Origin of the sequence: Fructilactobacillus carniphilus (genome assembly GCF_024029675.1) — a bacterium.
Taxonomy (GTDB): domain Bacteria; phylum Bacillota; class Bacilli; order Lactobacillales; family Lactobacillaceae; genus Fructilactobacillus; species Fructilactobacillus carniphilus.
Map to the genome: position 1 here is coordinate 802,840 of NZ_CP097121.1, position 13,152 is coordinate 815,991.

The 13,152-nt window shown below is 46.2% G+C and carries 12 protein-coding genes and 1 tRNA gene; 2 read left to right on the forward strand and 11 right to left on the reverse strand.

Going from position 1 to position 13,152, the window contains the following annotated elements:
- Window positions 1-2: 2 nt before the first annotated feature.
- From M3M37_RS04110 to gap, 8 genes are all read right to left on the reverse strand, one after another.
- Window positions 3-695 (reverse strand): uracil-DNA glycosylase, encoded by a 693-nt coding sequence (locus tag M3M37_RS04110; RefSeq protein WP_252794311.1) that lies wholly within the window; start codon window positions 693-695, stop codon window positions 3-5.
- A 62-nt stretch (window positions 696-757) separates the two neighbouring features.
- Window positions 758-1,231: an SsrA-binding protein SmpB gene (smpB, locus tag M3M37_RS04115; RefSeq protein WP_252794312.1), complete on the reverse strand. Its 474-nt coding sequence runs from the start codon at window positions 1,229-1,231 to the stop codon at window positions 758-760.
- Between the two features lie 12 nt (window positions 1,232-1,243).
- Window positions 1,244-3,598, reverse strand: coding sequence for a ribonuclease R (rnr, locus tag M3M37_RS04120; protein ID WP_252794313.1), 2,355 nt, complete (start codon window positions 3,596-3,598; stop codon window positions 1,244-1,246).
- 90 nt (window positions 3,599-3,688) lie between these two features.
- Window positions 3,689-3,925, reverse strand: coding sequence for a preprotein translocase subunit SecG (gene secG / locus M3M37_RS04125; protein WP_252766188.1), 237 nt, complete (start codon window positions 3,923-3,925; stop codon window positions 3,689-3,691).
- Window positions 3,926-4,073: 148 nt separating this feature from the next.
- Window positions 4,074-5,393, reverse strand: coding sequence for a phosphopyruvate hydratase (gene eno, locus M3M37_RS04130; protein WP_252766189.1), 1,320 nt, complete (start codon window positions 5,391-5,393; stop codon window positions 4,074-4,076).
- A gap of 87 nt (window positions 5,394-5,480) precedes the next feature.
- Entirely contained in the window at window positions 5,481-6,239 is a 759-nt protein-coding gene (gene tpiA, locus M3M37_RS04135; protein WP_252794315.1) for a triose-phosphate isomerase, read from the reverse strand.
- A gap of 114 nt (window positions 6,240-6,353) precedes the next feature.
- The gene (locus M3M37_RS04140; RefSeq protein WP_252794317.1) at window positions 6,354-7,571 is read right to left on the reverse strand and encodes a phosphoglycerate kinase; all 1,218 of its coding nucleotides are present in this window, start codon (window positions 7,569-7,571) and stop codon (window positions 6,354-6,356) included.
- Window positions 7,572-7,674: 103 nt separating this feature from the next.
- Window positions 7,675-8,679, reverse strand: a complete 1,005-nt coding sequence (gene gap, locus M3M37_RS04145; protein ID WP_252766192.1) for a type I glyceraldehyde-3-phosphate dehydrogenase — start codon at window positions 8,677-8,679, stop codon at window positions 7,675-7,677.
- A 247-nt stretch (window positions 8,680-8,926) separates the two neighbouring features.
- Between gap and M3M37_RS04150 the strand changes: the two genes are divergently transcribed.
- Both M3M37_RS04150 and clpP read left to right on the forward strand, forming a co-directional pair.
- Window positions 8,927-8,998: transfer RNA gene (locus tag M3M37_RS04150), tRNA-Arg, on the forward strand.
- A 582-nt stretch (window positions 8,999-9,580) separates the two neighbouring features.
- The gene (gene clpP / locus M3M37_RS04155; RefSeq protein WP_252794320.1) at window positions 9,581-10,174 is read left to right on the forward strand and encodes an ATP-dependent Clp endopeptidase proteolytic subunit ClpP; all 594 of its coding nucleotides are present in this window, start codon (window positions 9,581-9,583) and stop codon (window positions 10,172-10,174) included.
- Between the two features lie 59 nt (window positions 10,175-10,233).
- Here the strand turns inward: clpP and whiA are convergent, their stop codons facing one another.
- The 3 genes from whiA to rapZ are packed head-to-tail and all read right to left on the reverse strand — an operon-like array spanning window position 10,234 to window position 13,069.
- The gene (gene whiA / locus M3M37_RS04160) at window positions 10,234-11,166 is read right to left on the reverse strand and encodes a DNA-binding protein WhiA (protein WP_252794329.1); all 933 of its coding nucleotides are present in this window, start codon (window positions 11,164-11,166) and stop codon (window positions 10,234-10,236) included.
- A 12-nt stretch (window positions 11,167-11,178) separates the two neighbouring features.
- Window positions 11,179-12,186: a gluconeogenesis factor YvcK family protein gene (locus tag M3M37_RS04165; RefSeq protein WP_252794331.1), complete on the reverse strand. Its 1,008-nt coding sequence runs from the start codon at window positions 12,184-12,186 to the stop codon at window positions 11,179-11,181.
- On the reverse strand, window positions 12,176-13,069 hold the full coding sequence (rapZ, locus tag M3M37_RS04170) for an RNase adapter RapZ (protein ID WP_252794333.1): 894 nt from the start codon (window positions 13,067-13,069) through the stop codon (window positions 12,176-12,178). Before rapZ ends, M3M37_RS04165 begins: the two co-directional genes overlap by 11 nt.
- Window positions 13,070-13,152: the final 83 nt, after the last annotated feature.

Consider the following 13,152-nt stretch of genomic DNA (forward strand, 5'->3'; position numbering starts at 1 on the left):
TCCTAATTTGTCATCGTAACGTGTTCTGGCAATTGCCAGTCAATGGGGGTCTCTCCCATTGCGGTCAGGGCCGCGTTGGTTTTTGAAAACGGTCGCGAGCCAAAGAATCCCCGATTAGCAGACAGCGGACTGGGATGTGCGGATTGAATCACAACGTTGGTTTCTTGGTCGATGAGCTTAAGCTTATTACGAGCCGAACGACCCCACAGAATGAAAACCACTGGTTCCGGCCGTTCTGACAACTTGGCAATCGCATAATCCGTCAGTTGCTCCCAGCCATGCCCCTGGTGCGAATAGGCCTGACCATTGCGAACGGTCAAAACGGAGTTCAAGAGTAGTACTCCTTGATCTGCCCAGTGCTTTAGATAACCGTGTTGCACCGGTTTAATCCCCAAATCATTGTCCAACTCCTTGTAGATGTTACGCAACGACGGAGGAACTGTAACGTTGGGCTCCACCGCAAAACTCAAGCCAATTGCCTGGTGAGGGCCATGGTAAGGATCCTGTCCCAGGATGACCACTTTGGTGTCTGAAAACGGCGTCCATTCAAAGGCTTGAAAGATCCGCTGCATGGCCGGATAGATGGTTTGAGTCCGGTATTCATTGACCAAAAACTGCCGTAACTGTTGGTAGTAAGGCTTTTGAAACTCTGGCTCTAAAATCGGCCACCAGTCATTATCAATAAACCGTTTCATTGTGATGCTCCCTTCCAAATCCTACACCCTTATTATAACAAAAAAGGACGGTCCCCCGTCCCCTAATAATGTTTCATAACCCGATCAATTTGACGTTGTTGGTCGCGCCGCTTGATGGTTTCCCGCTTATCGTAACTGTGTTTCCCTTTGGCAATCCCAATTAAAACCTTCGCAAAGTTGTGTTTTAAGTACATCTTCAAAGGAACAATAGTGACCCCTTTAGTCTGCACCGCTTCTTGTAAATGCTTGATTTCTTTTTTGTGCAACAACAGTTTCCGGTTGCGCAACGGATCATGATTAAATTGGTTGCCTTCGGTATATTCATTGATGTGCACGTTCATCAGGTAGGCTTCCCCATTCCGGATGGAAACAAAGCCATCCTTCAGGTTCACCCGGCGTTCCCGCACCGATTTGATTTCCGTTCCGGTCAACACCAGCCCTGCTTCGTACGTTTGCTCAATGAAATAATCGTGGCGAGCCTTGCGGTTAGTCGCCACCACGTTATCCGTTTGGGGCTTCCGTTTCGTATGCGCCATGTAAATCAGTCCTTATTTTCGTTTCTGAATCGTAAATTGATGTTTGTGGTCGGTGGCGCGTTGTCCGGCTGGTTTGTTCCCACCGTTCTGGTTGTGATTCCGGTTTTGATTGGAACCGTTGTGGTTCCCCGGCCGCCGACTATTATTGTTATACCGCCGCTTAGAGTTATTGTGCTGAGCTCGCTTGGGTAACAAATCACTAGTTGGCGTTTCTTCCGGATTCACAATTTCGAAGTCCACCGCGCTTTGGTCAACGTCCACGCCCACACACTTCACGCGGACGTCTTGTCCGATCTTAAAGGTCCGCTTCGTGTTGCGGCCGACTAACGCTAGGTACTTTTCCACGTATTCGTAGTAATCATCCGTCATCCGGCTAATGTGCACGAGGCCTTCAACCGTGTTGGGGAGTTCAATAAAGGCCCCGAACTTCAACACGGAACTAACCACTCCGTCAAATTCTTCGCCAATCTTATTACTCATGTATTCAGCCTTCATCATCGCGTCGACATCCCGTTCCGTATCCACAGCCCGGCGTTCGGTTTCAGAAGCATGGACTGCCACGTCCCCTACTACATCAGCATAGGTTTTCTTCGTGGTGTCATTAATTCCGTTGTCTTCGTAATAATGAATGAGCCGGTGGATAAACATGTCAGGGTACCGCCGGATGGGGGAAGTAAAGTGCGTGTAGTACTTGGCGCCCAGTCCGAAGTGACCAACACATTTTTCGTTATACTTGGCTTGTTGCATGCTCCGCAACAGCATTACGGAAACTACAGCTTCTTCCGGTTGGCCTTCGACCTTCGTCAAAATGTTTTGCAAGGTCTTGGGTTGTAAGTGATCGGGATCGGCTTTGACGTTAATTCCAAAGGCAGTTAGAAATTCAAAGAAGTCCTTCACTTTAGTTGGATCTGGATTTTCGTGAATCCGGTAGATGAACGGAACCTTCGCCTTGTGGTAAGTTTCGGCAACCGTTTCATTAGCAGCCAACATGAACGATTCAATCAAGCGTTCGGCCGTTCCCCGGGTCCGCACCTGAATGTCAATTGGGTGGCCGGCTTCGTCCACGATGATCTTAGCTTCGTCATCAGCAAAGTCAATGGCTCCCCGCCGACGCCGGGCTTTGTACAGAATCTGGTGCAGTTCGTTCATGGTTTCAAACATGGGAACCAATCCCGCGTAGTGCGCGCGGGTTTCGGGATCATGATTTTCAATGATTTCGTTAACGGCGTTATACGTCATCCGGGCAGTCGACTTCATCACACTCGGATGAATCCGGGATTTCACGACGCGTCCCTGCGGATTGATTTCCATCTCACAACTCATGCAGAGCCGCAATTCTCCTTCGTTCAACGAACAGATTCCGTTTGATAACCGTCGCGGTAACATTGGAATTACCCGGTCGGTCAGATAAACAGACGTACCCCGGGTATAAGCCTCTTCGTCTAAGCGGCTGCCGGGCTTCACGTAGTGACTAACGTCCGCAATGTGAACTCCCAAATGGTAGTTTCCGTTGGGTAACTTCCAAGCGGTCACGGCGTCATCCAAGTCCTTGGATTCTTCCGCATCAATCGTCACCAGGTCTTGATCAGTTATGTCCTCACGTCCCTTGGTTTCTTCAGGAAGAACGTGGTCTGGAATCTCATCCGCGGCCTCTAAGACGTCGGTCGGAAATTCGGAGGGAACGTCGTTCGCGTACACGATTTGGAGGATATCAATCCCCGGATCATCAACACTTCCGATGACCTGCTTTGCCACCCCAACCATGTAGTCTGGGTGCTTAGCGTTCGGGTATTCGGTAATATCGGCCGTCACGACTTCACCGGGCGTTGGGTGAATCCCAGCGTCAGCAACGTAGAACTTCATACCGGTCAACTTTTTATCGCGAAGCTTAACCTGCCCCAGGTACCCCAGGTCATTGTTGGTCTTCACGAATTCCCCCACCACGTGGTCGTAGTGATGTTCCATGATTTCCATGACTTTTCCTTGGGGCCCCCGGTCAGAGTTCTTCTGGGCGGCCTTCGTAATCTGCATCTGCACCTTATCCAGGTTCATGGCTTTCATGGTGTCATCGGGTGCAATAAAGGCATCGGGGAGTTGTTCGTCATAGGCAACGAACCCAAAGCCTTTCGGATTAGAGTGAAAGACCCCTTCGTGGGACAGTTCACTCGGGTTAATCTTAAAGTTACCGTCGTTAGTAACTACGACTACTCGGTCCCGTTCCAACTCGGCTAGTTCTTGCACAATTAGTTTAAAGGCGGCCGAGCCGTGGTAGCGGAGGGCATCCGCAATTTTTTCCACGTCGAACTGTTCGTTTGCATGCGAACTTAAAAGATCGGCGATTTCTTGTTTTAGTTTGTTATCTTGCACGTTAAATTCCTCTTTTTTCTACTTCTTCAGTTGCTAGTCTGTCGGACAATCATATAAAAAAAGCTCCTGTCGGCAACAGGAGTTTTTTCATTAATGTTGAGCGATCCACATTAAAACTAGGGCAATCGCAAAAAACAAAATCCCTAATACCACAGTTACTTTTTGAATAAATGATTCAAAGCCTCGGGATTTGGATTCTGAGAACAAATCGCTCGCTCCTCCGGTAAACGAAGCCATGGCATCATTATTCTTGGAAGGTTGCATTAACACTGCCGCGATAATGAGCACGCTCACAATCCACAGGATAATCATCAAAAAATTAGTCACAGAAATTTCCTCCTCGACAGCTAGTCACGGTCTAATAATTCATACTTTTTATTATAACACAACTACGCTCATGATTCTAACCCAGGGAAAGCTTTCTCCCAAAGAAAAAAGTCGTTAGCAAGCGCTAACGACTTTTGATGGTAATTAATTATTTGTTGATGATGTTTTCGCGAGCAGTGTAGTCCAAGTTGTAGAAGGAGTGAATCCCCTTGTATTGAGCAACTGAACCTAATTGGTCTTCGATTCTCATCAATTGGTTGTACTTGGCAATCCGTTCGCCCCGGCTCATGGAACCAGTCTTGATTTGACCAGCGTTTAAAGCAACCACTAAGTCAGAAATCGTCGTGTCTTCCGTTTCACCAGAACGGTGGGAAATGATGGCCGTGTAACTAGCTTCCTTAGCCATGTTAACTGCGTTGACAGTTTCAGTTAAGGTCCCAATTTGGTTCAACTTAATCAAGATTGAGTTAGCCACGTGCATCTTAATTCCCTTAGATAAGTATTCAGTGTTAGTTACGAAGAGGTCGTCACCAACGATTTGAACTTTCTTACCTAATTCAGCAGTAGCAACCTTCCAGTCTTCCCATTCGTTTTCGTCCAATGGGTCTTCGATGGAGATGATTGGGTACTTTTCAATCAGGGAGTCGAGCAATGCCACGAATTCTGAAGCAGTGTAAGACTTGCCGTCACCGACCAAGTCGTACTTCTTCGTGTCCGTGTTGTAGAATTCAGAAGCAGCACAGTCAAAGGCAATGCAGATGTCCTTACCTGGTTTGTAGCCAGCACGTTCGATGGCTTCCACCAGGATTTCAAATGGTTCTTCGTTGTTCTTCAAGTCAGGAGCGAATCCACCTTCGTCACCAACGGCCGTGGAGTAACCACGTTCGTTTAAGATGGCCTTTAAGTTGTGGAACGTTTCTGAACCCATCCGAACGGCTTCCCGGAACGTTGGAGCACCAACTGGCATGATCATGAATTCTTGGAAGTCCACCTTGTTGTTAGCGTGTTTACCACCATTGATAACGTTCATCATTGGAGTTGGTAAAACGTGGGCATCGAAACCACCTAAGTAGTTGTATAAAGGAGTGCCTAATTCGTCAGCAGCAGCGCGAGCTACGGCGATGGAAACGGCTAAAATGGCGTTGGCACCAAGCTTAGCTTTGTTAGGCGTTCCGTCTAACTTAATCATGGCTTGATCAATGCCTAATTGATCAGTTACGTCGTAACCGATGATTTCCTTTGCAATCTTGTCGTTTACGTTCGCAACGGCTTTCGTAACCCCTTTGCCCATGTAGCGACTCTTGTCACCATCACGTAATTCAACGGCTTCGTGTTCACCAGTTGAGGCACCGGAAGGAACAATTCCCCGGCCCATTGCACCGTCTTCGGTGTAAACTTCTGCTTCAACAGTTGGATTACCACGAGAGTCAAGGACTTCGCGTGCGTATACATCAGAAATAATTGACATAATAAATCTCCTTAGTAGTTTGATAAACTAATTCTATCCATCTAAATTTTACAGTTTTAAAAATCACTTTGCAAATAAATTCACCAACTATTTTGGTTGGTGAAAGTTAGCTAATTCCACAAACTCCTGCGTGGTAAGACTGGCTTTCCCAGCCAACACCCCGTCAATATCTGGTTGCTTCATTAGTTCACGGATGTTTTCATGGGTGACGCTCCCCCCGTACAAAATCCGGACTTGATTCGCAATCTGATCGGAATAAATATCCGCAATCGTTTGCCGAATCAAATAACAACCTTCCTCTGCGGCATCCGCTGGAGCAGTATGCCCAGTTCCGATGGCCCAGCTGGGTTCGTAGGCCACGACCGCTTTTTTCACGTCATCGGCATCCAACCCCCGAATGGCGGCTGTCACCTGATTGACCATCCAGGAGATGTGGTCGCCGGTTTCATAACGACCCATAGTTTCATCACAGCAAATGATGGGGAGCATGTGGTTCCGGAACACTGCGTGGACCTTTTTGTTCACAATTTCATCGGTTTCATGAAAGTACTTCCGGCGCTCCGAGTGACCGACAATCACGTACTTAATTCCCATCTGACTCAATGCTTGGGGGCTTACCTCACCGGTATAGGCCCCCTCGTCTTCGTAAAAACAGTTTTCGGCAGCAACTAACAGGGGGCTGTTATTATGCTCCTGCATTGTGTGCAGAAACAATGGCGAAGCCGCCAACACCGTTTCCACCTCGTCACTGGGTGGAAGCTGGGTCTGAATCTCATCAATAAATTGAGCGGCTTCGGTTAACGATAAATTCATTTTCCAATTGCCACCAATAAAGGGAGTTCTCATTTTTTCTTTCTCCTCTCGTCTCGTTAGTTTAATTTTAGCGGAAATCTCCCCAAATAACTAGCAATCACTCTAAATAAAAAAGACCAGCGCTCAGCGAGCACTAGTCTTTTTAAATTAATCTTTGTTAGAAACACAAGCAATTCCAGGTAAGGTCTTTCCTTCCAAGTATTCCAAAGAAGCTCCCCCACCGGTTGAGATGTGAGTTAACTGGTCAGCCACACCTAGTTCTTTAACGGCAGCCGTTGAGTCTCCTCCACCCACGATCGTGGTAGCATCCTTCAAAGTACCGAGGTAACGACCAATTGCTAAAGTACCTTCAGCAAATTTAGGCATTTCAAAGACACCCATTGGTCCGTTCCAAACCACCGTCTTCGCGTCCTTTAAGACGTCTTCAAACAGTTGGATTGATTTAGGACCAATGTCTAAGGCCATCATGCCGTCTGGAATGGAGCCATCCACCACTTGGGTTTTAGCATCATTCGAGAACTGGTCGGCACAAACAGAGTCGACAGGTAGCACGATCTTGTCGCCACCTTTTTTCAGGATTTCCTTAGCAACGTCAATCTTGTCCTTTTCCACTAAAGAGTTTCCAATCCCAATACCCTTAGCAGCGTAGAAGGTGTAAGTCATTCCTCCACCGATGATGATCTTGTCGGCTTTGTCCAACAGATGATCAATCACACCAATTTTGTCGGAAACCTTTGCTCCCCCTAAAATGGCTACGAACGGGTGCTTAGGATTGTCCACGGCGTTCCCTAAGAATTGGATTTCTTTTTCCAACAGGAATCCAGCAGCCACTGGCTTGCCTTCTTTTTCCATAGCCGTCGCAATTCCCACGTTTGAAGCGTGGCTCCGGTGAGCAGTTCCAAAAGCGTCGTTCACAAAAACGTCACCGAGAGAAGCCCAGTATTCACCTAATTTAGGATCGTTACCGGATTCACGTTTAACTTGTTCGCCGTTAATGACGTCTTGGTAACGAGTGTTTTCAGCTAGTAATACTTGACCATCTTGCATGTTATCAATGGCTTCTTCCAGTTGTGGCCCTTCGTTAACGGGAACAAACGTCACTGGTTTGCCCAATAACTTCGAGAGCTTTTCGGCCACCGGGCGTAATGACAAACCGGGTTTGTCGTCTTCGGACTTAATCCGGCCCAAGTGTGAGAACAAGATGGCTTTGCCACCGTGATCAATCACGTATTCGATGGAAGGCAAAGCGGCCACGATCCGGTTATCGTCACCAACCACGCCATCTTTAATGGGCACGTTGAAATCAACCCGCATTAAGACTTTTTTACCCTTGAGATCTAAATCATCAATGATTAATTTACTCATGCTGTGTTTCCTCCTGAGATTCTTTAATTTAGAAAAAAGGCGGGGGAGGTTATCCCTCCTCCGCCTTTTCAATCACATTCAGTTCAGAGAACTAGTGGTTAAATTACATCGTAGCAAATTTAAGCAAAGTCCGAACCATGTTGCAAGTGAAGCCCCATTCGTTGTCGTACCAAGCAACCGTCTTAACTAATTGTAAACCGTCGTTTTCAACGATTTCAGTTTGGTTAGGATCGAAGATGGAACCGTGGTCATCGTCAACGATATCTGAAGAAACGATGAAGTCGTCGTTGTAACCAAAGGCTTCGTTTTCGTGGCTCTTCATGGCGTCGTTAACTTGGTCAACTGTAACGTTCTTGTCCAAGACAGTAACTAATTCAGTTAAAGAACCATCGATGGTAGCAACCCGTTGTGCGTGACCCTTTAATGCACCGTCAAGTTCTGGGATAACCAAACCAATGGCCTTAGCAGCACCAGAACTGTGAGGAATCGTGTTAACAGCAGCGGCACGGTTGTTAGCAAACTTAGCGCTCCGTGGTCCATCTTGCAATGCTTGAGTAGCAGTGTAAGCGTGGACAGTAGTCATGGTACCAACTTTAACACCGAAGTCTTTGTTCAGCCAGTAAGCCATTGGTGCTAAACAACTAGTAGTACATGAACCAGCAGAAACGATCTTGTCGTCTTGGCTCAAGACATCCAAGTTAACCCCAGGAACAACAGTAGTAATGTCACCAGCAGGAGCTGAAATCAATACCCGTTTTGCACCGGCATCCAAGTGAGCTTGTGATTTTTCTTTGGAAGTGTAGAAACCAGTACATTCAAGTACGAAGTCAACACCATCGTTCTTAACCCAAGGAATGTTCTTAGCATCACGTTCTGCGTAAACAGGAATGCGCTTACCATCAACGATGATTGCGTCTTCAGTGGATTCCACTTTGCCAGGGAAACGACCGTGAACAGAATCATACTTCAATAAGTAAGCTAACATTGAAGGGGTAGTTAAGTCGTTAATTGCAGCAACTTCGATCCCTTCAGCACCTAGTTCGTGAATCCGACGGAATGCAAGACGACCAATTCGTCCGAAACCATTAATACCAATCTTTGTAGTCATAATCGGCTTCCTCCTTCAGGAATATCTAATATTTAATACGTAACTATCTTACCACTTTTGTCAGGAAATGTCAGTGATTTCCCCTCAAGCTTAAAGCGGTTCCATAATCACGTGCATTGATAGCCAGTCACTGGCTAACTACGGCTTTTAGTATAGCAAACCACCATTTGAATTCAAACCAAACGATTTTAAAGTTAGGGGTTGATTATTAGCGTTGAATCATTTAATATAATAAGAGTATTCTGACGCGCCACTAGTGTAATGGATAGCACGTAAGATTCCGGTTCTTGAGATGGGGGTTCGATTCCCTCGTGGCGCATAGTGAGGTTCCATAAAGTACCATAAGTGCTCAAAAACCGCTTCGTTAAGCGATTTTAGAATTTCTGATTTTCATAAATTTTCACTGATTACCAAAAATTTTTAGGCAAGTTAAAAGAGGATGACGTTGATCATCCTCTTTTAGTTTATTTCATTACTTTGTACCATTTGAAAAACTTAATGAAACCATATTACCGAATAAAGATAATTTAAATTAAGCTCTAGGGCATGGAAACATTAGTACCGTAAATAGCTAAACAGGAACTTAATAAATTGATCATAAGATCAACCCCTTCCATAAAGGTGATAACTTTCTTTAGAGGAGCCAGTAAAATTATCACAAACAAGAACAAAATAACTCCATGCACCATGATTTTCACGACCTAAAGCTCAATTTATAATTTAGTACACTGGTTATACTCAATTTTAAAATAAAAAGCAAGTTTGACGAACCTAATTACAATAAAAAAATGAATGAAATTTTCATAAGCTCTTTATTTGACCTTGATTGACCATCATTGTAAGATAAACTCACGAATTAAAAATTCCAATTAAATTTAGAGAAGAAAGAGAGGATTCAACTATGCCATTAGTTCCAACAGTCGTTGAAAACTCACCTCAAGGTGAACGCGCATATGACATCTACTCACGATTACTAAAAGATCGCATTATCATGCTTTCCGGAGAAATTGAAGACAACATGGCGAACGCCGTGATTGCCCAATTGTTATTCCTAGATGCCCAAGATTCTGACAAGGACATCTACCTATACATCAACTCTCCAGGTGGAGTCATTACTTCCGGAATGGCCATTTACGATACCATGAACTTCATCAAAGCCGACGTGCAAACGATCGTCATGGGAATGGCTGCTTCAATGGCCAGCGTTTTGGCTACGGCTGGAACCAAGGGGAAACGGTTTGCTTTGCCACACGCTCAAATCATGATTCACCAACCATCTGGTGGTGCGCAAGGTCAACAAACTGAAATTGAGATTGCTGCCAAAGAGATTCTGCGAGCTCGGAAGATGATTAACGAACTCTTAGCAGACCACTCCGGTCAGCCACTCTCTAAGATTAACCGTGATACCGAACGTGATAACTACCTCACTGCTCCTGAAGCAGTTGATTATGGCTTAATTGACGGTATTATGAAGAACAGTTCCGATCGAAAATAAGCGATAACTACAAGTGTCGAGAATTAATTTTCTCGGCACTTTTTTATTGGGCAGTGACATTACGGCTGGGCCCGTAACTTCTCTGCGTAGTCGTTAATCTTATGTAACCGGTGATTAATCCCTGACTTAGAAATCGGCCCATTCGCAACCAACTCGCCGAGTTCTTTCAAACTAACTTCCTGATTTTTCAAGCGCGTTTCGGCAACATCGCGCAGTTTCGGTGGCAAGGACTCAAGTCCCACTCGTTCTTCAATCAGTTGGATATTTTCAATCTGACGGGTCGACGCGTTCGCCACCTTATTCATGTTGGCATTTTCGCAATTAACCAACCGGTTGACTGAGTTACGCATGTCGCGAACAATCCGGATGTCTTCAAACTTCAGCATCGCATTGGTGGCCCCAATCAGCTGTAAGAAATCCGCAATCTTTTCGGCTTCCTTCAAGTACACAATGTAACCGCTGCGCCGCTTGGTTTGCTTGGCCCCTAGGTGGTACTGGTTCATCATCTCAGTCAGCATTTCACTGTGGTCTTCGTACAAAGAATAAATTTCTAAGTGATACCGCGAAGTTTGAGGATTATTGACCGAGCCCCCGGCCAAAAAGGCCCCGCGTAAGTAGGAACGAACCTGCAGATCATCCTGTAACAGCTCCACCGGGACCCGTTCTAAAATCTGATAATGATCTAAAATTCCCAAGTCATCCAGAATGGACTCCACCCGCTGTTGCAAGCGCACCACGTACAAATTATTCTTCTTCAGCTTCATCTTTTTCCGAACTACGACACTAGCCTTAACTTGATAAAACTGTAACAGCAACCGATAAATTCGTTGGGTAATCGCAGAATTTTCAGATTGGACTTCTAACGAGAAATGTTGATTTGACAGCGTTAAGGTCCCATTCATCCGAATCAACGCCATTAATTCCGCCTTGGCATTGGTACGATGAACCTCTAAGCGGGTGAGCTCCTTTTTCACATCACTAGCATACGACATCTTGGTGACCTCCTAATGATTGAATTTTGGTTGACCGAGCAAGCGAATCAGTTCGTTGGAAACAAGCTGACCGTTATGGAAGGCACCGTGGTCTTTCAGTTCTAAAAAGTCCGAGGAAATCACCCGACAACCTAGTTCCTTGAGACCTTGGTAGTCATGCCCGACGGGTTGTGATTCATCCCCCCAGCGCTGATGATCAATGTAGCTCGCCGGGACCGGACGGTTATTAACTAGGACGGTATTAATGAAGTTCTGCCCCAACTGCCGGTCTAAAACCCGCACGTGATCGGCATCCGTAAAGTGATCCGTTTCTCCTTTTTGGGTCATAATGTTACAAATATAGACCACCTCAGCATTCGTAGCTTTGACCGCTTCCCCCACGTTGCTTACCATTAAATTCGGCAGAATACTGGTATATAAGCTTCCAGGACCCAGCACGATTTGATCGGCGTTCATAATGGCCTCAATCACGTCGGGGACGGCCTCCGGTTGGTGGTCGTTAGTCGGAGATTCCACCCACACCCGCTTCACCAGCTTGTCAGCAGCCGTAATCTCTGCTTCTCCGGCTAGCTGACTGCCGTCACTAAACTCGGCGTGCAGCACCAGTTCTTCATCACAAACCGGGTAAACATGCCCGTCGACTTGCATCATCCGGGTTAATTCCTGCACTGCGTCAAAGAAGCCGCCTTCCATTTCGGAAAGTGCCGTAATAATTAAATTACCAATCGCATGCCCAGACAAAAATTTATCCGAAGACTTAAACCGGTATTGAAAAATATCTAGGTACAGCTCTGGCAAGGTGGATAAGGCCACCAGAACATTGCGGATATCTCCGGGCGGTAACACGTTAATGTAGTTCCGCAAAATTCCGGACGAACCGCCATCGTCAGCCACCGTCACGACGGCTGTGATATCCACGTCGCGTTTCTTTAAGTTTCTCAGAATCACGGGCAACCCGGTTCCTCCGCCAATCACCACCATTCGGGGGCGATCAATTCGTTTCGCAACTTTATCTACCATTGGAATTCTCTGCTCCTTTGTGTCGTTGAATGTCACGGTGGGTAATGTTTACCACGTAGCCCAGTTCACGCAAATGATGCGCCAGTCGTTCGGTCATCGCCACGGAGCGGTGCTTTCCACCCGTACAACCAATCGCAATTGTCTCGCTGGATTTCGAACTTTGTCTAATGCGGGGCAATTCAAATTCGAGGAGATCAAGGGTTTTGTTAAAGAAAGTCTCCGCACTATCCTGTTCCATGACATAGTCATAAACTGGTTGATCCTGACCAGTTTGATCCCGGAGTTCGGGAATGTAATATGGATTGGAAATGAAGCGCACGTCAAACACCATGTCAGCATCCAGGGGCAGTCCGTGCTTAAAGCCAAAGGACATTAGCTCCACGTGAAATTGCGGTAACTCGTGCTGTTCAAATCGTTTCACAATTTTTGCTTGTAAGTCTTGTGGCTTAAGATCCGTGGTATCAATTACCCAACTGGCATTATCGCGCACTTCAGTCAGGAGCTTCCGTTCCTTTTCAATGCCGTCAACCACCCGTCCGTTCCGAGCTAACGGGTGATCCCGCCGACTTTCTTCGTAGCGGGAGACCAGCTTTTCGGTATTCGCATCCAGAAAAATGACTGCTTCCCGGTCGTTGTGTCGTTTGGCAATCTTAAGCAACAAGTCCACTACAGCTTGACTTGATTCAGCGGACCGTAAATCTAAGACCACGGCCACCTGATTAATTTCACTGGAAGTGCGCAATAATTCGGTAAATTTGCCCATCAACGCCGTTGGCAGGTTGTCAACACAAAAGTACCCCAGGTCTTCAAAGGTTTGGAGCGCTTTGGTCTTCCCTGCCCCACTCATTCCGGTTATGACTACCAATTGATCATCTTTTCGCATTGCCCTCTCCTCCAAACTTTGTCTAAGTATAGCATACCGGGTGTTTCATCCCCAGCAAAAAAGAATCGTCAGTGACGATTCTT